The sequence below is a fragment of the Croceicoccus naphthovorans genome (assembly GCF_001028705.1).
Taxonomy (GTDB): Bacteria; Pseudomonadota; Alphaproteobacteria; order Sphingomonadales; family Sphingomonadaceae; genus Croceicoccus; species Croceicoccus naphthovorans.
Genome location: NZ_CP011770.1, coordinates 1,676,563 through 1,696,186 on the forward strand (window position 1 = coordinate 1,676,563; position 19,624 = coordinate 1,696,186).

The following is a 19,624-nucleotide window of genomic DNA, read 5'->3' on the forward strand; positions in this document are numbered from 1 at the left end:
CGCCCCTTCGATTTGCCCCGCCGACAGGGATCTCGGCACGGGTAATGCGAAACACACAAGACCAAGTGGGGATCGAGTGTCAGTGGAAACCGAGGTCGACTTTTACGAGCTGCTCGAAGTCGAACGCACGGCGGACGACAAGACGATCAAGTCCGCCTATCGCAAGCTTGCCATGCGCTTTCACCCGGATCGCAATCCGGGTTGCGCGGACAGCGAAGCGAAGTTCAAGGCGATCAGCGTAGCCTATGACTGTCTGAAGGATCCGCAGAAGCGCGCGACTTATGACCGTTACGGCCACGCCGCCTATGCACAGGCGCAGCAGGGCGGCGCTGGCGGCGCCGGCGGATTTTCCGACATCGGCGACATCTTCGAAACGATCTTCGGCAGCGCGTTCGGCGGCGGCGCGGGGGCAAGGCCCCGGCGCGGCGCGGACTTGCGCTATGACCTTGAGATCAAGCTTGAAGAAGCGTTCCACGGCAAGCAGACCGAGATCGAAATCGAGGTTTCGCAGACCTGCGAACCCTGCGCCGGATCGGGTGCGGAGCCGGGGACCGACCGGCGCGGCTGTCCCACCTGCGCCGGACACGGCAAGGTCCGCGCGCAACAGGGCTTTTTCATGGTCGAACGGCCTTGCCCGACCTGCCACGGGCGCGGTGAAATCATCGAAAAGCCATGCCGCGCCTGTCGCGGAGAGGGCCGCGTCGACGTTGCCCAGAAGCTGGAAGTGAACATCCCGCCGGGCGTCGAAACCGGCACGCGTATCCGCCTGTCCGGAAAGGGCGAGGCGGGGCCGATGGGTGCGCCTCCGGGCGATCTCTACATCTTCATCCACGTCCGCCGCCATGATGTTTATGAACGTGATGGTACGACCTTGCTGACCCGCGTGCCGATTACGTTCACCAAGGCTGCCTTGGGCGGAACCGTCCGCTTGCCGGGCTTGGATGACGAGTGGATCACCGTGAACATCCCTGCCGGGATGCAGTCGGGCGAACAGCTGCGCAAACGCGGCGATGGCATGCCCGTATTGCAGGGCCGTGGGCGCGGCGATCTGGTGGTCGAGGTCAAGGTCGAGACCCCGCGCAAGCTATCGACCAAGCAGAAGGAATTGCTCCGTGAATTCCAGCAGAGCGAAACCGATGCGCAGTGCCCGGAATCGCAGAGCTTTTTCGAGAAGATCAAAGCGGGCTTCACCGGCAAACGATAACGCGCGCCGGTCAGCCCAACCGTTCGCGCACCTCGGTTTCCAACCGCTCGATCAGACCGCTCCGGCATAACTTGGCCTGACGCTCTTCCTCCAAGATCGCGAGGAAAGCCTCGCGCTTGATCGCCACGATCTCTTCTTGCGGCACCACGCCTTCGCCCGCGAGGGTCGATGCCGTAATGTCGATCAATCGTTCCGCCCCGTGCAATCTGCCCCACAGATAGTCGTTTTCACGATAGGCGCGGCTGAAGAACGCGCCGAAGTTGTAGAACTCGATCCCCCGCAAGCTGGCGACCGCACCGCCGGGGCGGATGGTGCTGGCGTCTTCGGGCGAGATGCGATCGACTTTGATCGGATCGAACTCATCCAAACCCCTCGCGCCGAGCAGCGGGAGCGTGGCGATGTCGTAAAATGGAAAGCCGAGGTAGGTCAGTAGGAGTTTGCGCCGCTGTTCTCGAGGAAGGGGGGACAGGCCATCGGCAAGGATCGAGTCGACCTGTGGATCGGTGTCCTTCAGGTTCCGTTTCTCGGCAATTGCGGTCAGAACTGCCCTCGGATCGGTCAGCACTTGCTCGGCAATCCCGGCGAAATCGCGGCCCAGCGCCTCGATCTGCTCCAGCTTGCGATAGAGCGATAGCGCCTTGTAAATCGCCTCTCGCGCGATTTCTCGTGTCTCCGGCTCCAGCTCTCCGCCAATATCGCCCGGTGCCAGACGGCGCGCCATCAGGCGCAATCGCCGTGTGCGAAAGCCGATGTCGTGCATGCGGAAAAACGCGATGGCGTCATCGTTCGCACCGCCGCCGGGGGCAGCCAGAGTCACCAGACCCTGCGCCTCGAAATGGCGCATCAGGCTACTGACCACGGCGGTCTGTTCGGGCGGATCGGCCTCTATCGCGCGGCAGATCAGGTTCGCCAGTCCGTCAAGGATACCGGCGTATTTCGCCTGCGCATAGGAATGGAACGCGAACCCGGCCCTTTCCGCCGCCGCCTGCTGCGCGCGCCTGCGCCATTTGGTCAGGCGGTCGGCATTGGGTCGGTTGAGGAAAAGCGTTCGGCCCAGCAGCTTGTCGACCGTTGCCTCCACCTCTGGGCGCAGGGCGTCGATAATCCCGCGTATCCGCATGGCATCGGCCGAATGGCGGGCGATTCGCTCCAGATCGTCGCGGATCGGCTGTTCGCGCGGGATCGAGGACAACGCGCCGAAGATCGCAGTGAAGAAACCTATGGGACGCGTCTCGCTCCGCATCCCGCCAAGACGGAAATCGGGGTGCGGGTCGATGTAGACGAAACGCCGGTCAACCTCGCGTGAAGCTGGCCGGTTTTCCAGCGCGGAGATGGCCTGCGCAAAGGGCGCGCCGACCAGCACGGCCCCATCGATGAGCGCCACGCTATCCAGATCGCCTGCATGGACATGGTGGGGCATGATCCGGCGCAAGAAAAGGTCGCGCCCCGGCCATTCGAACCAGCGCTCCTCCGCAAGCTCATCGATCTCCGACAGGACCAGCGGCGGGAAAGCTCCGGGAAAGCTGGCCGTGGCGCGCGCGGCCATGACCAGTTCTGGGCGGGCGGCCATCTCTGCTTCGCCGCCGTGTGCGCGAAATGAAATGGACAGGCGATGCTCGGCCTCGGTCGCGTCGGCAGGGCTGTTGACGTGGAGCGGCGCGCGATAGCCGCGAAAGTCCGTCGTCGTAACGAAGAGGTCGAGCGGATGGCCCTCAGGCACCAGCGGCTGACCCGGAGGTTGGTCACGCATCGCGGTCAGGGCATCATCGATCAGCCGCGAAAAAACGATCCCGGAGAAGGGCGGCGCGAACCATCGGCTGCGCATCAGGCGTGAGAGTTTGGCCCGCACTTCGGCCCGCGTTTCCGGCGCAACAGTGCGGCTGACCGCATTGCCGGGGCGGCGCAAGGCCCACTCGACCAGCGGTTGCGCCCAGATTTTCGAGAATCGATGTCCGGGTCGCGCCTCTGGTGCCAGCAAAACATCGCTGTCGGCACAATCCAGCCACAGCCGCGTCAGCGGATCGAGCGAACGCCCGGTCAGCAGGGCCTGCGCCAGAAACACCGCGTTCATGCCCCCGGCGCTGGTGCCCGACAGGATGTCGGGCACGATCCGCAGCCGCGTGCCGCCGTGACGGCGGATCGACTGCAAGAGACGGTGGTAGGCGGCGGGCGATCCCGATGGGGCCGGCTCATCCTCACGGAAAGCCCGGCTCGCCTCGGCCAGCTTCAGGACCTCTTTCGTCACGCCATGCATATAGACGGCAAGGCTGACCCCGCCGTAGCAGACGAGCGCGATCCGTAGTTCCTTCTCCCGCATGGCCCATAGATGGCACCACGCGGGCCATGTTGCAAAGGCAAACCTGCGCGCTTGCGTTCCATTTATGTTCCGATTAGGCGAGGGGCATGGCCAAACCGAAACGCCGATATGTCTGCCAGGCTTGCGGCAGCGTCTCTAACCGCTGGCAGGGGCAATGTGCCGACTGCGCCGAATGGAATACGCTGGTAGAAGAAGCGCCGGAAACGGTGTTCTCCGCCAAGCACGACCTGTCGGGCGGGGGCAGGGCGATTACTTTCGTATCACTCGATACGCCAGAGCCCTTGCCGGTGCGGCGCAAGACCGGGCTGGCGGAGTTTGACCGCGCGCTGGGCGGCGGGCTTGTGCCGGGCAGTGCGGTTCTGATGGGCGGCGATCCGGGGATCGGCAAGTCAACCCTGCTGTTGCAAACGGCGGCAGCGATTGCGCGCAGCGGCGGCAGCGTCGTCTATATCAGCGGTGAGGAGGCATCGGGGCAGGTTAGGCTGCGGGCGGAGAGGCTTGGGCTGGCCAATGCGCCCATCAAGTTGGCCTCTGCCACGTCGGTCCGCGACATCCTGACGACATTGGGCGGGATGGAATCGCCCGACCTGTTGGTGATCGATTCGATCCAGACGATGCATTCGGACCGGATAGAGGGCGCGCCGGGGACGGTCAGTCAGGTGCGCGGCTGTGCGCAGGAACTGATCCGCTTTGCCAAGACCAGCGACTGCGCGATGGTCATGGTCGGCCACGTCACCAAGGACGGTAACATCGCCGGTCCGCGGGTGCTGGAACACATGGTCGACGTGGTGATGAGTTTTGAGGGGGAACGCTCGCACCAGTACCGCGTGTTACGGGCAATCAAGAACCGCTTTGGCGCGGTGGACGAGATCGGCGTGTTCGCAATGGAGGGAGCAGGGCTGGCCGAAGTCTCCAACCCGTCCAGTCTGTTTCTGTCGGGCCGCGACGAACCGTTGGCGGGAAGCGCAGTGTTCCCGGCGCTGGAGGGCACGCGGCCCGTTCTGGTCGAGATTCAGGCGCTGATCGTGCGATTGCAATCTGGGGCAACGCCGCGGCGTGCAGTCGTGGGCTGGGACTCGGGGCGGCTGGCGATGTTGCTGGCGGTGCTCGAATCGCGCTGCGGGCTGAGCTTTTCGACGGCGGAGGTCTACCTCAATGTCGCGGGCGGCTATCGCCTGACCGATCCGGCGGCGGATCTTGCGGTGGCGGCGGCGCTTATCTCTGCGCTGTCGGATAATCCGCTGGCCGCGCGGTCGGTGTGGTTTGGGGAGGTATCGCTGGCGGGCGAGATCCGACCGGTCGCGCATTCGTCGATCCGTTTGCGCGAAGCGGCAAAGCTGGGGTTCGACGTCGCATTCGGTCCGTCGGACGGCGGGAAAAACGGGGGGAATGGAGGCGGCGTGAACTTTCACGGTCTCACAACCGTGCTTAATCTCGTTGACCGGATATTAGGTAGTAAATAGCGTCCCCTCATGACGGCATTCGATATCGCGGTCCTTGTGATCGTTGCCCTTTCGGCCCTTGGCGGCCTTTCGCGCGGTTTCGTGCACGAGGTGCTGGCGCTGGCCGCATGGGTCGCGGCGGTTGTTGCAATCTATTTGTTTCATGGCGTTTTGACCGATCTGATCCTCGGTTTTTTTGCCGACAACGGGCTGAATGCAGCGTTGGTGGCGTTCATCCTGCTGCTTCTGGTGCCGCTCTTCGTGATGCGGGCACTGGCGCGTTGGGCCGGGTCGAAGACGCGGGAATCGGCTCTGGGCTTTGTCGATCGCGTGCTCGGTCTGGGATTTGGACTGGTGAAAGGGATCGTGCTGGTCGTGCTGACCTTCTCGATCATCGCGCTGGGCTATGACACCGCGTGGAGCGCCGAGGGGCGGCCTGAATGGGTCACCAAGGCGCGGGTTTATCCCTTCGTGCATGCGGCCAGCAACGAGCTGGTGGACACGGTATCGAAGCGTAAAGACCTTTTGCTGGAGGAGCGCGAGGCAGCGCAAAAGGAAGAGGCGTGAGCGCGGAGCGGCTCTATACGCCCGAAGTGCTGGCGGCGGCGGTATCGCTGGCCGCGCGCCCGCTTGATCCGCGCTTCGAACTGCGCGGAACGGCACGCTCGGCAAGTTGCGGCAGCCAGTTGGAACTAGGGCTGTTGCTCGATGACGCGGGCACTGTTTCCGATATCGGGATCGCCGCCCGCGCCTGTGCAATCGGTCAGGCGAGTGCGGCCATTTTTGCCGACGGCGTTACTGGCAAAACAGCGAGCGATATCGATAGGGCTCGAATGGATTTGGCCGCATGGCTGGTTGGCAAGGATGCCAAGCCCGACTGGCCCGGCCTCGATCTGATCGCACCTGCCCGGGCCTATCCGGCGCGGCACGGCGCGATCATGTTGTCGTGGATCGCGGCATGCCGGGCGTTGGGCAGGGTGGAGGCCTGATGCTCCCCAAGACCGCGCAATGCTTGGCAAAGGTGGGGTTGGCGGATTAAGGGCCGTTTCTCTTACGGCAAGCAGGGGAGAGGGACTTGGGCGGCGTCGTGGCAAGTGAACCGGATGGCGAACTCAGCCAGTCCGACACGAAACTGGTGGTGGGCGCATCGTCGGTCGGCACCATCTTCGAATGGTACGATTTCTTCATTTACGGCACGCTTTCGGGCCTGATCGGCGCGGCGTTCTTTCCCGGTGACAACGCGGTTTTGCAGACCCTGCTCGTCTGGGCCGGGTTCGCCATCGGCTTCGGGTTTCGTCCGCTTGGCGCGATCCTGTTCGGTTATCTGGGTGACAAGCTGGGGCGCAAGTACACGTTCCTCGTCACCGTCACGCTGATGGGCGTGGCGACGGCGGGGGTCGGGCTGGTTCCTTCGGCGGAAAGCATCGGCCTGCTCGCGCCCGCCATCGTGATCCTGTTGCGCATCCTGCAGGGGCTGGCGCTGGGGGGCGAATATGGCGGCGCGGCGATCTACGTTGCCGAACATGCGGCGCCGGAAAAGCGCGGTTTCTATACCTCGTTCATTCAGGCGAGCGTCGTCGGCGGCTTCGTGCTGTCGATCATCGTCGTGCTCTTGTGTCGCTGGTTCATTCCGGCGGAGGTGTTTGCCGACTGGGGCTGGCGCGTGCCGTTCCTCATTTCGATCCTGTTGCTTGGCGTATCGCTGTGGATGCGGCTGAAGCTTTCGGAAAGCCCGGTATTCCGCGCGATGAAGGCGGCTGGCGAGACGGCCGCGAACCCCTTCGTCGAAAGCTTTACTTATCCCGGCAATCCGAGGCGCATTTTCGTCGCACTGTTCGGCGTGACGGCAGGTTTGACGACGATCTGGTATACCGCGTTTTTCTCGACCTTGTCGTTCCTCAAAGGTCCGATGAAGGTCGAGGATGAGACGGTAGAGTTCATCATGCTGGTTGCCGGGCTGATCTCGATGTCGTTTTATGTGATCATCGGCAAATGGTCGGACAAGATCGGCCGAAAAAAGCCGATTGTCTGGGGCAACGCCGCGATTCTGATCCTGATGTTCCCGCTGATGTGGGGTATTGGCGCGCTCGCCAATCCCGAACTGGCGCGTTCGGCGGAGCGAAATCCGGTGGTCGTCAGCGGGCCGGACTGTAGCTATAACCCCTTCGCGGACCTGACCGGCGACGAGCAATCGGACTGCGGACGGTTGCTGGAAACGCTGACCGGGGCGGGTGTCTCGTACGAGTTGGCCGAGGCCAATGCGGTGGCCATGACGGTCGGCGGGCGCGCGGTAGATCTTTCCGGCATCGACTGGACCGATGGCGCGGCGCGCAAGGATGTCGTGCTCGGCGCATTACAGCAGGACGGGTACAATTTCGAAAAGCAGGTGCCGCCGTTTGCCAACATTGTCGGTATCGTAGGCCTGATCCTTGTCTTTGGGTTCCTTTCAGCGGCAAACTACGGCGGGGTTGCGGCTTTGCTGGCAGAGATGTTCCCACCGCGCATCCGGTACAGTTCCATGTCGATCCCCTATCACATCGGGGCGGGTTATTTCGGCGGGTTTTTGCCTCTGATCGCCGGGTATATCATTGCCAAGACGGGCAATCCCTATTCGGGGCTGTGGTATACGTGGGTCTTCGTCGCCATATCGCTTGTTGTCGCGGCGTGGGGCCTGAAGGGCGGTCCGCCGCGCGATTTTGAGGATAGCGAAACCACCGCCTGATGTCCGCCAAGCCGCACCCGGAAATACCCCCGCCCGCCCTGCGCCTGTCGGTCGATCGCGCCGCTCTGGCCGCGAACTGGCGCGCGCTTGATGCGATGTCAGACCGGGCGGCAACCGCGTCGGCTGTGAAGGCGGATGCCTATGGCGTGGGCATTCACAACGCAATGCCTGCGCTATTGGAAGCGGGATGCCGCGATTTCTACGTGGCGCATTGGTGTGAGGTTGTCGGGGCGCTGGACCATTGCGATGCGGCGTCGCTGGCCGTCCTGCATGGGCCGGTGAATGCTGCGGATTGCGCCTATGCGCGGGCGACCGGTGTGCGGCCAGTGCTCAACAGCTTGCAGCAGGTGCGCATCTGGCTGGAAAGTGGCGGAGGTCCCTGCGATCTGATGGTTGATACGGGCATGAACCGGCTCGGCCTGCGTCCAGAGGAATTGGGCGATCCGCTGGTGGCTCGGTTGGAAGTCGATGTCTTGATGTCGCACCTTGCCTGTGCAGATGAGGACAGTGCGGCGAATGACCACCAGCGGTCCGCCTTTGCAGCGATTTTGGGCACCGTCCCGCACCACCGGGCCAGCCTGGCCAACAGTGCGGGGATCGCGCTTGGCGAAGCGTATCGTTTCGACCTGACCCGTCCCGGCCTTGCGCTCTACGGCGGCGTGCCCCGGCACGAAATGCATGGCAAACTGTCGCAAGTCGTCACGCCAGAGGCCGCGATATTGCAAGTTCGCCACGTTCCTGCCGGAGAAACCGTCGGTTATGGTGGCACTTACCGCGCAACACGGGACACGGCGGTCGGCATCGTCGCGTTGGGCTATGCCGATGGCTATCTGCGGTGTTGGAGCGATCTGGGCATGTTGCGCAGCGAAGGGCGCAAATTACCCGTAATCGGCCGCGTTTCGATGGACATGACCGCGATCGACCTGTCCGCCGCCCCCGATCTCGCCGAAGGCGACTGGGTCTCGGTCGAGTACGATCTTCCTTCCGCCGCACAAAAAAGCGGGCTTAGCCAGTACGAGTTGCTGACCGTCCTTGGACCCAGAATTCGTAGCTGAACCGTCTGGCCCTATTTCAGTTGGCTCGGCCATTGTGCATATGCTAATAGCGGTTGCAGCATAAACCTGCGGCACGTGACCGCTTTTGGGCAGGAGGCACGGATATCTGTGGCTGATACCGAGAAGAAAGATGATGTGATCATCATCAAGAAATACGCCAACCGGCGCCTCTATAACACCGACTCGTCCAGCTATATCACGCTGGATCACCTTGCCGAGATGACGCGCAACGGCGTCGATTTTCAGGTTATCGACGCGAAGAGCGGTGCGGATATCACCCACCAGATCCTGACCCAGATCATCATGGACGAAGAGGCCGGCGGTTCGCAGATGCTGCCCGTCAGTTTCCTGCGCGACCTGATCGGGATGTACGGCAATTCGATGCAGTCGATGATCCCGCACTACCTTGAAATGTCGATGCAGCATTTCCGCGAAAATCAGCTGAAGATGCGCAAGGCGCTGGAAGATAGCCTTGGCACCAACCCGCTGGCCAAGCTGGCGCAGCAGAACATGGCGATGTTCCAGGCCGCGACCGAAGCATTCATGGCCGCGCGCCCGAATGCCGGCGGCGAAGCCGCGCCCGCCGAGGGCGAGGAAAAATCGGACGAGCTGGACACGCTGCGCAAGCAGATGTCCGAAATGCAGAAGCAGCTGGACAAGCTGGGCAAGTAAGCCCGCTTGGCAATATGTCCCAGCCCGCCTAGTGGGCTGATGGTCCGGTGCCGATGGCACAAAGATGGGGCGGCTGTGATGGGCGCCCCTTCTTCGTCGGGCCAGCATTTTAAAGACCCGATCAAACGAAGGCAGTCTCCCCTTGTCGAATTCAAAGATCCGCCACGCCCTCGACATCACGCGCGAAGCCGATTTTTCCGGCTGGTATCAGGCCGTCGTTTCGCAAGCCGACATGGCAGAGGAATCGGGCGTGCGCGGCTGCATGGTGATCCGTCCGTGGGGGTACGGCATCTGGGAACGTATTCAGCGCGTGCTGGATGACGAGATCAAGGCGACGGGGCATGACAATTGCTATTTCCCGCTGTTCATTCCGCTGTCCTACTTCGCGAAAGAGGCGGACCACGTCGAAGGCTTTGCCAAGGAAATGGCGGTCGTCACGCATCACCGCCTGACCGCGAAGGACGGCACGCTGGTCGTCGATCCCGAGGCGAAGCTGGAAGAACCGCTGGTCGTGCGCCCGACATCCGAAACCGTGATTGGCGAGGCGATGAGCCGCTGGGTGCAATCGTGGCGCGACTTGCCGCTCAAGCTGAACCAATGGGCCAACGTCGTGCGCTGGGAAATGCGGACCCGCATGTTCCTGCGCACAAGTGAATTCCTTTGGCAGGAAGGCCATACCGCGCACGCCGACAAGGACGATGCGATGGTAGAGACGCTGAAGATCCTCGAACTCTATCGCAGCTTTGCCGAAGAGGTGCTGGCCATGCCGGTGATCGCCGGTGAAAAGCCCGAGAACGAGCGGTTTCCCGGGGCGGTATCGACCTTTTCGATCGAGGCGATGATGCAGGACGGCAAGGCGCTGCAGGCGGGTACCTCGCATTACCTTGGCACCGGTTTCGCAGAAGCGGCGGACATCCGCTATCAGGATCAGAGCGGGCAGCAGACGCTGTGCCACACGACCAGCTGGGGCGTATCGACCCGGCTGATTGGCGGCGTGATCATGACGCACGGCGATGACGACGGGCTGCGCGTGCCGCCCCGTATAGCACCGCATCAGATCGTGATCCTGCCGATGTTGCGCGACAAGGAAGGCGATGCCGATCTGATTTCCTATTGCGAGAAGCTGCGCATGGGTCTGACCGATCAAAGCGCGTTCCGCGAGCCGATCCGCGTGTTACTGGACAGCAAGCCCGGCAAGGTTGCGCAAAAGCGGTGGGACTGGGTGCGCAAGGGCGCGCCGATCATCGTCGAGGTCGGCCCGCGCGATATGGAGGGCGGCAACGTCTCCGTCCTGCGCCGCGATCGCCTGTGGCGCGAAGACGGCAAGCCCGATTTCGACATCCAGACCCGCGACGATTTCCTGTTCTGCGCCGCGGGCACGCTAGAGGCGATCCAGAAGAACCTGTTTGAACAGGCGAAGAAGCGCCGCGACGACAATATCCGTCGCGACATCGCCGATTTCGACGCGCTGACCGCGCACTATGCCGATGGCAACGACAAGCCGGGCTGGGTCGAACTGGCATGGTCGCGCCCGACCGGGGCGGACCTTGATGCCGTGGTAGAGAAGCTGAAGTCGCTGAAGTTGACGATCCGCAACACGCCGATGGATGCGGGCAAGCCGGAGAAGCCGTGCTTCTTCACCGGTGCGGATTCGGTCGAAACGATCTACGTCGGTCGTTCCTACTAAGGCTGGCCGGGGCGCGCCATTGACGCGCCCCGTACCGGATTACTTGGCCTCGCCGCCCTTTTTCAGCTGTTCGCCAAAGGCGTCGAACGAGATGGGGCGACCGAGGAAATCCTCGACCAATTGCGCGGCAGGCTTGGTCCCGCCACCGCCCAGCACCTTGGTGCGATAGTCCATCGCCACTTGCGGAACGCGCAGCCCTGCCTCTTCGAACCGGGTAAACATGTCCGCCGCGATCACCCGCGACCAGCCGTAGGTGTAATAGACCGCCGAATAACCGTTGAGATGGCCGAACCGCGCCTCGTTATGCGTATTCTCGGGGAAGGGCAGCATCGCGTAGGCGTTTACCCATTCCCGATAGGCGTCCGAAATGTTCTCCGGCGCAGGGCCGAGGTGGTAGCGCAGCGAGGCATTGGCATAGCCCGCCTGCGTCCGCTCGTTCTCGCCATTCCCGAAATAGCGCGCGGCCTGCATCTTCTCGACCAGTTCGCGCGGAATTACCTCGCCCTGTTCGTTCTTTGCGAACTTGGCGAGCGTGTCGTAGTCGTAGACCCAGTTCTCCAGCATCTGCGACGGCGCTTCGACGAAATCCCGTTCGGTCGCGACGCCGTTCTGGCCGTACCACTTGTGCCCGCCGCCAAGGATATTGTGGATCAGGTGGCCGAATTCGTGGAGGAACGTTTCCACGTCGCGGTGTTCCATCAACCCGGTGTCGTACCCACCTTTGGGCAGGTTCTGGACCAGCGCGGAAATTGCCGGATTGTCGCCAATGCCGCGCCGGATCGTGACGTGGTTGGCATGGGTATACTTGCCGTCGCGCGGGTGGCTATCGAGGTAGAAATACCCCAGCAGCTTGCCCTTGCCGCGAATGTCGGTGCGGTCGACGATCTTGTAGGTCTGCACATCCTCGTGCCAGACGGAGGTGTCCCACGGCTCGATATCGACCTGAAACAGGTCTTCCACCAGCTGGAACGTACCGTCGCGCACTTTGTCATAGGTGAAGTACTGGCGCACTTCCTGCGGATCGAGCGCGAAACGGTCTTTCTTGACCTGTGTACTGACGTAGGAACCGTTGGAGATGTCCAGCGTGTCGCCCGGCTTGATCTTCTGCAGCATGGCCTGCTTGATCGCGATGTCGCTCTGCGCCGCGGGCAGGGCTGCGGTGGCGACCTTGTCGATCTGGGCCGCCACCTCTTCGGGCGTGGTCAGCATCTTGTCCTCCAACACCATCGCCGCATAGTTGGGACGGCCCAAAAGCTTGGCCAGTTCGTCGCGCGCGTTAAACAGGCGGCGCAGTTCCGCGTCGTTTTCCGGATAGGCGCTGGAATAATAGGTCCGCATCAGCCGTTCGCGCACCAGATCACTTTCGGCATAGGACCGGATCGGCACCCAGTCGGTGGACTTGGTGGTCAGCGTGATCAAGCCGTCCTCGCCCACGGGGTGCGCCTCGAGGAAATCCTCGGGCATGCCCGCAAGTTCGCTGGGCAGGACTTTGATCGACTTGTCGCTCTCGGCAATGTTGCGGTCGAACGCGGCACCCGCGTCGGCGATTTCGGCCTTCAGCTCGGCCACTTTGGCGCGCTTGTCCTCGCTCAGGCCAACGCCGTTGCGGTCGAACGAAGCGATGATTTCTTTCAGGTACAGCTGCGTCGCGGCATCCTCGCCCGATGCGTCAATCGCGTTCAGCCGGTCGTAAAGCGGGCGCGAAAGCTGCATCTTGCCTTCGAATTCTTCGAGCCGCGTTTCGCAATCGCTCCCCGCCGCGCGACGTTCGGCATCAAGCATGACTTCGCGATAGACGGCGAATTCGCCCCACGCGCTGTTCAGGATGTTCGTCATGTCGTCATAGGCGCGCAGGGTCGTATCGACGGTGGACGGACCCTTCTGCTTTTCCATCGCCGCAAGACGACGATCCAGTTCCGAAAGCACCGCATCGCAGCGCGCAGCCAGCGGCGCGGCATCGGCGGCGTCGGCCAGCGGCAGGCCGAGAAAGTCGCGGGGGCTTTGAAAATCGGCGGCAGTGGCGGGAAGGGCGGTCAGACTGGTTGCTCCCATAAGGGCGGCGGAAAAGAGGGCTTTCATGACGGTCCGTACTCGAATTGCGCGCAAGGGGGTAAGCGCTGAAAACTGGTTTAATGTGAAACCGAATAGCGCGGCGGGGATGACTGCGCAATGAAGCAACCGTGTGCAACCGGTACAGCGGCTTGCGCGGGGCGTCGGCCATCGCCAAATAAGGGCCAATGGCCCGTACACCCAAGCGCCCGACCGGCCTGCCCAATAAAGAGCAGGTCATGGAGTTCATCCGCAGTTCCGACACGCCCGCCGGCAAGCGAGAGATCGCCAAGGCCTTCGGGCTGAAGGGGCAGGAGAAGATTGCGCTCAAGGCGCTGCTGAAAGACATGGCAGACGAAGGCCTGATCGACGGCGACCGCCGCGCGTTCCATCGCATGGGCGGCGTGCCCAAGGTGACGGTTTTGCGAGTGGTGGCAATAGAGGAAGGCGACGCGATCGCCATTCCCGACAACTGGCAGCCCGACGACGCCATGCCGCCGCCGCGCATCCGTCTGATCGAAAGCAAGGGCCGCGGCAAATCGCGCCAGATGCCCGCACTGCGCAAGGGTGACCGGGTGCTGGCGCGAACCGAAGAAACCGGCACCGGCTATCTCGCGCACCCGATGAAGAAGCTGCCGCAGGTGCACGACAGCCTGATGGGCGTGGTGGAGATCGATGGCAGCGGCAAGGGCTGGCTCGCGCCCATCGACAAATCGGTGCGGTCGTCGGTGCCCATCGCGGACCTTGGCGGGGCGGAGAAGGGCAACCTTGTGCTGGCCGAACCGGCGGGCAAAAGCCCGCGTGCGGGGGTGCGCGTGGTGGAATTGCTGGGCGATCCGCTGGCGCCCAAGTCCTACTCGCTGATCGCGATCCACAAGCACGACATACCCTATGTCTTCCCGGCAGAGGCACTGTCCGAAGCGGACATCGCCGCGAAACTGCCGCTGAGCGAGGACAAGCGCGAAGACCTTCGTGCGCTGCCCATCGTCGGCATCGATCCCGCCGACGCGCGCGATCATGACGATGCGATCTGGGCCATGCCCGATGACGACCCGGCGAACGCGGGCGGTTGGAAGGCGCTGGTCGCGATTGCCGATGTGTCGTTCTATGTCCGCCCCGGATCGGCCGTTGACCGTGAGGCGCGCAAACGCGGCAATTCGGTCTATTTCCCCGACCGCGTCGTGCCGATGCTGCCCGAGGTTCTGTCTGCCGAAGTATGCTCTTTGGGTGAGGGCGAGGCGCGGGCGGCGATGGCCTGTCACATGACCATCGACCGGGACGGGCGCGTGCGCGACTGGCGCTTTACCCGCGCGATCGTGCAGATCGCCGAAGTCATTGCCTATGAGGATGCGCAGGCACGGATCGACGACGGATCGGCGGCGGATCATCTCAAACACCTTTGGGCCTGCTGGAAGGTGCTTCATGGGGCGAGAGAAGCGCGCGATCCGCTCGATCTCGACCTGCCCGAACGCCGCGTGGTGCTGGACGAAAAGGGCCGTATCGCCGAGATCGCGGTGCGCGAACGGCTGGACGCGCACAAGGTGGTCGAGGAATTCATGATCGCCGCCAATGTCGCGGCGGCCAAGGCGCTGGAGGCAAAGGCCGCGCCGGTCGTCTATCGCGTGCACGAACCGCCGAGCCGGGAAAAGCTGGTCGCATTGAAGGACTATCTCGCGACGATGGATCGCAACCTCGCGCTGGGCCAAGTGATCACGCCTTCGCTGTTCAACCGCCTGATCAAGGACGTGTCGGACGAGGCGGAAAAGGCGTTGGTGATGGAGCAAGTGCTGCGCAGCCAGACGCAGGCCTATTACGGGCCGAAGAACGCCGGGCATTTCGGGCTGGCGCTGGGGTCTTACGCGCACTTCACCTCGCCGATCCGCCGCTATTCGGACCTCTTGGTGCATCGCGCGCTGGTCGAGGCCTATGGCTTGGAACAGCCTAAGCCGAAAGACGCGACGATCCCGGCGCATTCGGGCCTTTCGGACCGCGACCGCGCTTCGCTGGAGCGCGTGACCGACGCCATCAGCAAGACCGAACGCCGCGCGATGGAGGCGGAGCGCGATACCATCGACCGCTATGTCGCGGCGTGGCTGTCGGGTAAGGTGGGTGAGACCTTTGATACCCGCGTGACGGGCGTGCAGAAATTCGGTCTGTTCGCCACGATTCTCGGCTTTGGCGGAGACGGACTGGTGCCGGTATCGGTGCTTGGCGACGAGCGATTCCATTACGATGATCGCGCGCAAGTCCTACGTGGTGAGCGGACGGGCACCGAATATCGCTCTGGCGACAGAATGAAGCTGCGTCTGGCCGAGGCCAATCCGCTGACTGGCGCACTGAAATTCGAACCGCCGGAATTCGAAGGCCGAATCGAACCGCGTGGGGGCAGGCCGCAGGGGAAACCCAAGCGGCAGAACAAGACCGGGTACATGCAGGGAAAGCGCGGACGCCCCGGCAATATCCGCCATTCGGGCAAGCGGAAGTAGGGTTTAGCTCAGCGCGTCGATCTGCTCGTCGTCCAAACTGCCGGGCACGATCATCAGCGGGCAGGGCAACTGCCCCGCGCGCTGGCCCGCGAAGTGGCCGACCAGAGGCCCCGGCGTACCCTCTGCCGCTGCGCCAAGAACCAGCGCGGCGACTTCGCCATGTTCGGCAAGATACTCCTGCACCACCTTGGCCCCGTCGCCGACGCGGACTGAAATCGCGGGCATCCGTCCGCTTTCGTTGAACAGGTTTCCGGCGGGCGCCATGACCAGCACTTCGGCCCGGCTTTTCGCCTCGGCCTCGATCGTCGCCTGCACCCCGCCGAACGCCACGAACTGCTGTTTCGGGACCAACGCGATGATGTGGACGGTACCGCCGGTCTTGGCCGCACGGCGCGATGCAAAGCGCAGAGCCACGCGGGCTTCGGGCGTTTCGTCCATGATGACCAAATATACGCGCATGCGGTTTCACTTGTTATTTTTGTTGCGCCTTTGTTGCGCGTTCGGTGGCAAATACGCAAGAAAAACGCTTGGATGGTGGCTTGACCCGTCATGCCGCACAGCGCAAAAACGCTACGAAACTCCTGCTTCCTACCCTCAAGGAAATCGATGGCAATTGAACTGAAAATGCCCGCTCTCTCTCCCACCATGGAAGAGGGGACCCTTGCCAAATGGCTCGTCAAAAAGGGCGATAAGATCGAGCCCGGCGATGTCATTGCCGAGATTGAAACCGACAAGGCGACGATGGAATTCGAAGCGATCGACGAAGGCGTAATCGCCGACATCGCGATTGAGGCCGGTTCCGAAAACGTGAAGGTCGGCACCGTGATCGCGACTTTGGCCGAAGAGGGTGAAGACGTGTCAGCCGCTCCCGCCAAGAAGGCAGAGCCGAAGTCGGAAGCAAAGGCAGAACCGGCAGTCGCGGAAAGCGCCCCTGCGCCGACGCCCGCACCTGAATCAAAGCCTGCCCCGGCGGCGTCGTCTAGCGACGGCGACCGGATCGCCGCCTCTCCGCTGGCTCGCCGCATTGCAGCGAACCGTGGCATCGACCTTTCCGCTATCAAGGGCAGCGGCCCGAACGGGCGTATCGTCAAGGCCGACGTCGAAGGCGCGAAGGCCGGCTCGGCTGCGGCTGCGGCCCCGGCTCCCGCTTCTGCATCCGCGATCACGCCCGCCCCAGTCGCCGCGCAGGATTTCGGCATCCCGCACACCGCGGAAAAGCTGTCGAACATGCGCAAAACCATCGCGCGCCGCCTGACGGAATCGAAGCAGCAGGTGCCGCACATCTACCTGACAGTCGATATCCGCCTCGACGCCTTGCTGAAGCTGCGCGCCGAACTGAACGACAGTCTGGCCAGCAGCGGCGTGAAGCTTTCGGTCAACGACCTGATGATAAAGGCGCTGGCCAAGTCGCTGATCGCGGTTCCGGCCTGCAACGTGCAGTTCGCGGGCGATCAGCTGCTTAGCTTTACTCGCGCCGATATTTCGGTTGCCGTGTCGATTCCGGCGGGCCTGATTACGCCGATCGTAGTCGATGCCGGCGACAAGACGGTGTCGAAGATCAGCACCGAGATGAAGGACCTTGCCGCCCGTGCCCGCGAAGGCAAGCTGCAGCCACAGGAATACCAGGGCGGCACGGCCAGCCTGTCGAATATGGGCATGTACGGCATCAAGCAGTTCGAAGCGGTCATCAACCCGCCGCAGGGTATGATCATGGCCATCGGCGCGGGCGAAAAACGGCCCTATGTAGTCGACGACAGCCTGCAGATCGCGACCGTGATGTCCGCCACCGGCAGCTTCGACCACCGCGCCATCGACGGTGCCGACGGGGCGCAGTTGATGCAGGTGTTCAAGGACCTGATCGAAAAGCCGATGGGTTTGCTGGCCTGATGAGTGGGGGGATGGGGCAACCCGTCATCCGCGTCACCGCCATGCCTGCCGATACGAACCCCTATGGCGGGGTGTTCGGCGGTTGGTTGATGAGCCAGATGGCGCTGGGCGCGGGTTCGCTCGCCTCGCGCCATGCGAACGGCACGGCGGTGGTGATCGGCGCGACCGATTTTCGCTTTCCCGGCGCGATGGCGGTGGGGGACGAGCTGTCGATCTATGCCGACATCGCGGGTGAAGGAAATACTTCGATCGAAATAGCGGTTCGCGGCATTTCGCGCGAACGGAATGGAGAGGCTACGAAGGAAGTGTGCAGCGGCAGCTTTACCTTCGTCGTCGTCAATGATGAGGGACGTCCGAGAGCGGTAAAAGACCGCCCGACGTACCCGACCGGGCAGGAGCTCTGAAAAGTATGTCGGCCAATTATGATGTCATCGTCCTCGGTTCGGGCCCCGGCGGCTATGTTGCTGCGATCCGGGCTGCGCAACTGGGCCTGAAGACCGCGATCGTGGAGCGGGAGCTGCTCGGCGGTATCTGCCTCAACTGGGGTTGTATCCCGACCAAGGCGCTGCTGCGTTCGGCGGAGGTCTATCATTTCATGCAGCATGCCAAGGACTATGGTCTGGCGGCGAAGGAAATCACCGCCGACCTAGAGGCTGTGGTGAAGCGCAGCCGCGGCGTGGCAAAGCAGCTGAATGCGGGTGTGACGCACCTGATGAAGAAGAACAAGATCACGGTGCACATGGGAACCGGCAAGCTGATGGCGCCGGGCAAGTTGGAGGTGACCAGCGACAAGGGCACCGAAGAACTGACGGCGAAGCATATAATCATCGCCACCGGCGCACGGGCTCGCGACCTGCCCAAGTTCCCCGCCGACGGCAAGCGTATCTGGACCTATCGCAATGCGATGACCCCGTCTGAAATGCCGTCGAAACTGCTGGTCATCGGTTCGGGTGCCATCGGCATCGAATTCGCCAGTTTCTATAACGATCTGGGCGCGGATGTGACGGTGGTTGAGATGATGGATCGCGTCGTCCCCGTCGAGGATGCCGATGTTTCAGCATTCCTTGAAAAAGCGCTGACGAAACAGGGCATGACGATCAAGACAGGCGCCAAGGTCGAGCTTCTGGACAATGGCGCAAAGGCGGTGAAGGCGAAAATCACCGACAAGTCCGGCAAAGCGGAAGAAGTCGAATTCAGCCACGTCATCGTCGCCATCGGCATCGTGCCGAACGTTGAAAACATCGGTCTGGATGAATTGAATATCGAACCCGACAACCGGTTTCACATCAAGGTGGATGACTTCGGTCGGACGAACGTGAAGGGTGTCTGGGCCATCGGCGACTGCACCCCCGGTCCGTGGCTGGCGCATAAGGCGAGCCACGAAGGCGTCACTGCGGCCGAAGCAATCGCGCTGGAACTCGGCAACAAGGACGTTCACCCGCACGGCCTTGACCGCAACAATATACCGGGCTGCACCTACTGCCACCCGCAGATCGCCAGCGTCGGCATGACCGAAGCGAAGGCGAAGGAAGCGGGTTACGAGGTCAAGGCAGGCACCTTCCCGTTCATCGGCAACGGCAAGGCGATTGCACTGGGTGAGCCGGAGGGCTTCGTGAAGACGGTGTTCGACGCCAAGACCGGCGAATTGCTAGGCGCGCACATGATCGGTGCGGAAGTGACCGAGATGATTCAAGGCTTCGTGGTCGGCAAGACGCTGGAGACGACAGAAGCGGAGCTGATGCAGACCGTCTTCCCGCACCCGACGATCAGCGAATCCATGCACGAGTCCGTCCTCGCCGCATATGGTAGGGCCGTGCATATCTGAAGTCATTCCGACCGCCCGCCGCGCCGGATTTTCGGTTCGGCGCATCTGGCGGAACCGGCGCAAACCATCGGCGTTTCCCGTGGCATAACAGCCTGTTGGGAGACGGCCGATGGAATTCGAGATTTGCGATCACGAAACCCTGCCTTCGCAAGAACCGCGTCCGGTGATCCGTCAGCTCGACCGGGGCGCGCGCAATCGCCAACAAACGCGAGAGGCGCGGCCCAGCCGATCTGACGGCTTGCCAGAGGTAAGTCAGCAAATGGCAGGCTGACAACTTG

The 19,624-nt window shown here is 62.8% G+C and carries 16 protein-coding genes; 13 read left to right on the plus strand and 3 right to left on the minus strand.

The genetic code is table 11. The features are described from left to right. The first annotated feature begins 82 nt into the window (after positions 1–82). Positions 83–1,204 (plus strand): molecular chaperone DnaJ, encoded by a 1,122-nt coding sequence (gene dnaJ, locus AB433_RS08545; RefSeq protein ID WP_047820694.1) that lies wholly within the window; start codon positions 83–85, stop codon positions 1,202–1,204. 10 nt (positions 1,205–1,214) lie between these two features. On the opposite strand, the gene AB433_RS08550 is transcribed toward dnaJ, so the two are convergent. Further along, positions 1,215–3,521, minus strand: a complete 2,307-nt coding sequence (locus AB433_RS08550; RefSeq protein WP_047820695.1) for a patatin-like protein — start codon at positions 3,519–3,521, stop codon at positions 1,215–1,217. Between the two features lie 86 nt (positions 3,522–3,607). Here AB433_RS08550 and radA point away from each other — a divergent pair, with 86 nt between their 5' ends. From radA to proS, 7 genes are all read left to right on the plus strand, one after another. Continuing rightward, positions 3,608–4,984, plus strand: coding sequence for a DNA repair protein RadA (radA, locus tag AB433_RS08555; RefSeq protein ID WP_047820696.1), 1,377 nt, complete (start codon positions 3,608–3,610; stop codon positions 4,982–4,984). 9 nt (positions 4,985–4,993) lie between these two features. After that, complete coding sequence (locus AB433_RS08560) at positions 4,994–5,530, plus strand: CvpA family protein (RefSeq protein ID WP_047820697.1); 537 nt, start codon at positions 4,994–4,996, stop codon at positions 5,528–5,530. Next, positions 5,527–5,952 (plus strand): iron-sulfur cluster assembly scaffold protein, encoded by a 426-nt coding sequence (locus tag AB433_RS08565; protein WP_047820698.1) that lies wholly within the window; start codon positions 5,527–5,529, stop codon positions 5,950–5,952. Before AB433_RS08560 ends, AB433_RS08565 begins: the two co-directional genes overlap by 4 nt. Before the next feature lie 98 nt (positions 5,953–6,050). After that, positions 6,051–7,685, plus strand: a complete 1,635-nt coding sequence (locus tag AB433_RS08570; RefSeq protein ID WP_245626623.1) for an MFS transporter — start codon at positions 6,051–6,053, stop codon at positions 7,683–7,685. Beyond that, positions 7,685–8,740, plus strand: coding sequence for an alanine racemase (gene alr / locus AB433_RS08575; protein WP_047820700.1), 1,056 nt, complete (start codon positions 7,685–7,687; stop codon positions 8,738–8,740). Before AB433_RS08570 ends, alr begins: the two co-directional genes overlap by 1 nt. A 108-nt stretch (positions 8,741–8,848) precedes the next feature. Then, positions 8,849–9,412, plus strand: a complete 564-nt coding sequence (gene phaR / locus AB433_RS08580; RefSeq protein WP_047820701.1) for a polyhydroxyalkanoate synthesis repressor PhaR — start codon at positions 8,849–8,851, stop codon at positions 9,410–9,412. Positions 9,413–9,554: 142 nt separating this feature from the next. Beyond that, the gene (gene proS / locus AB433_RS08585) at positions 9,555–11,099 is read left to right on the plus strand and encodes a proline--tRNA ligase (protein WP_082134847.1); all 1,545 of its coding nucleotides are present in this window, start codon (positions 9,555–9,557) and stop codon (positions 11,097–11,099) included. 39 nt (positions 11,100–11,138) lie between these two features. On the opposite strand, the gene AB433_RS08590 is transcribed toward proS, so the two are convergent. After that, complete coding sequence (locus tag AB433_RS08590) at positions 11,139–13,178, minus strand: M3 family metallopeptidase (protein ID WP_082134848.1); 2,040 nt, start codon at positions 13,176–13,178, stop codon at positions 11,139–11,141. Between the two features lie 158 nt (positions 13,179–13,336). Between AB433_RS08590 and rnr the strand changes: the two genes are divergently transcribed. Continuing rightward, on the plus strand, positions 13,337–15,634 hold the full coding sequence (rnr, locus tag AB433_RS08595; protein ID WP_047820702.1) for a ribonuclease R: 2,298 nt from the start codon (positions 13,337–13,339) through the stop codon (positions 15,632–15,634). Positions 15,635–15,637: 3 nt separating this feature from the next. Here rnr and AB433_RS08600 read toward each other — a convergent pair whose 3' ends face one another. Continuing rightward, complete coding sequence (locus tag AB433_RS08600) at positions 15,638–16,093, minus strand: universal stress protein (RefSeq protein WP_047820703.1); 456 nt, start codon at positions 16,091–16,093, stop codon at positions 15,638–15,640. Between the two features lie 147 nt (positions 16,094–16,240). On the opposite strand from AB433_RS08600, the gene AB433_RS08605 reads away from it, so the two are divergent. The 4 genes from AB433_RS08605 to AB433_RS20480 all read left to right on the plus strand — a co-directional run bounded on the left by AB433_RS08605 (position 16,241) and on the right by AB433_RS20480 (position 19,617). Beyond that, complete coding sequence (locus AB433_RS08605) at positions 16,241–17,521, plus strand: pyruvate dehydrogenase complex dihydrolipoamide acetyltransferase (RefSeq protein ID WP_047820704.1); 1,281 nt, start codon at positions 16,241–16,243, stop codon at positions 17,519–17,521. Positions 17,522–17,532: 11 nt separating this feature from the next. After that, on the plus strand, positions 17,533–17,925 hold the full coding sequence (locus AB433_RS08610) for an acyl-CoA thioesterase (RefSeq protein WP_047820705.1): 393 nt from the start codon (positions 17,533–17,535) through the stop codon (positions 17,923–17,925). A gap of 5 nt (positions 17,926–17,930) precedes the next feature. After that, positions 17,931–19,346, plus strand: a complete 1,416-nt coding sequence (gene lpdA, locus AB433_RS08615; RefSeq protein ID WP_047820706.1) for a dihydrolipoyl dehydrogenase — start codon at positions 17,931–17,933, stop codon at positions 19,344–19,346. Between the two features lie 109 nt (positions 19,347–19,455). Continuing rightward, on the plus strand, positions 19,456–19,617 hold the full coding sequence (locus tag AB433_RS20480; RefSeq protein ID WP_156170749.1) for a hypothetical protein: 162 nt from the start codon (positions 19,456–19,458) through the stop codon (positions 19,615–19,617). The last annotated feature ends 7 nt before the right edge of the window (positions 19,618–19,624 follow it).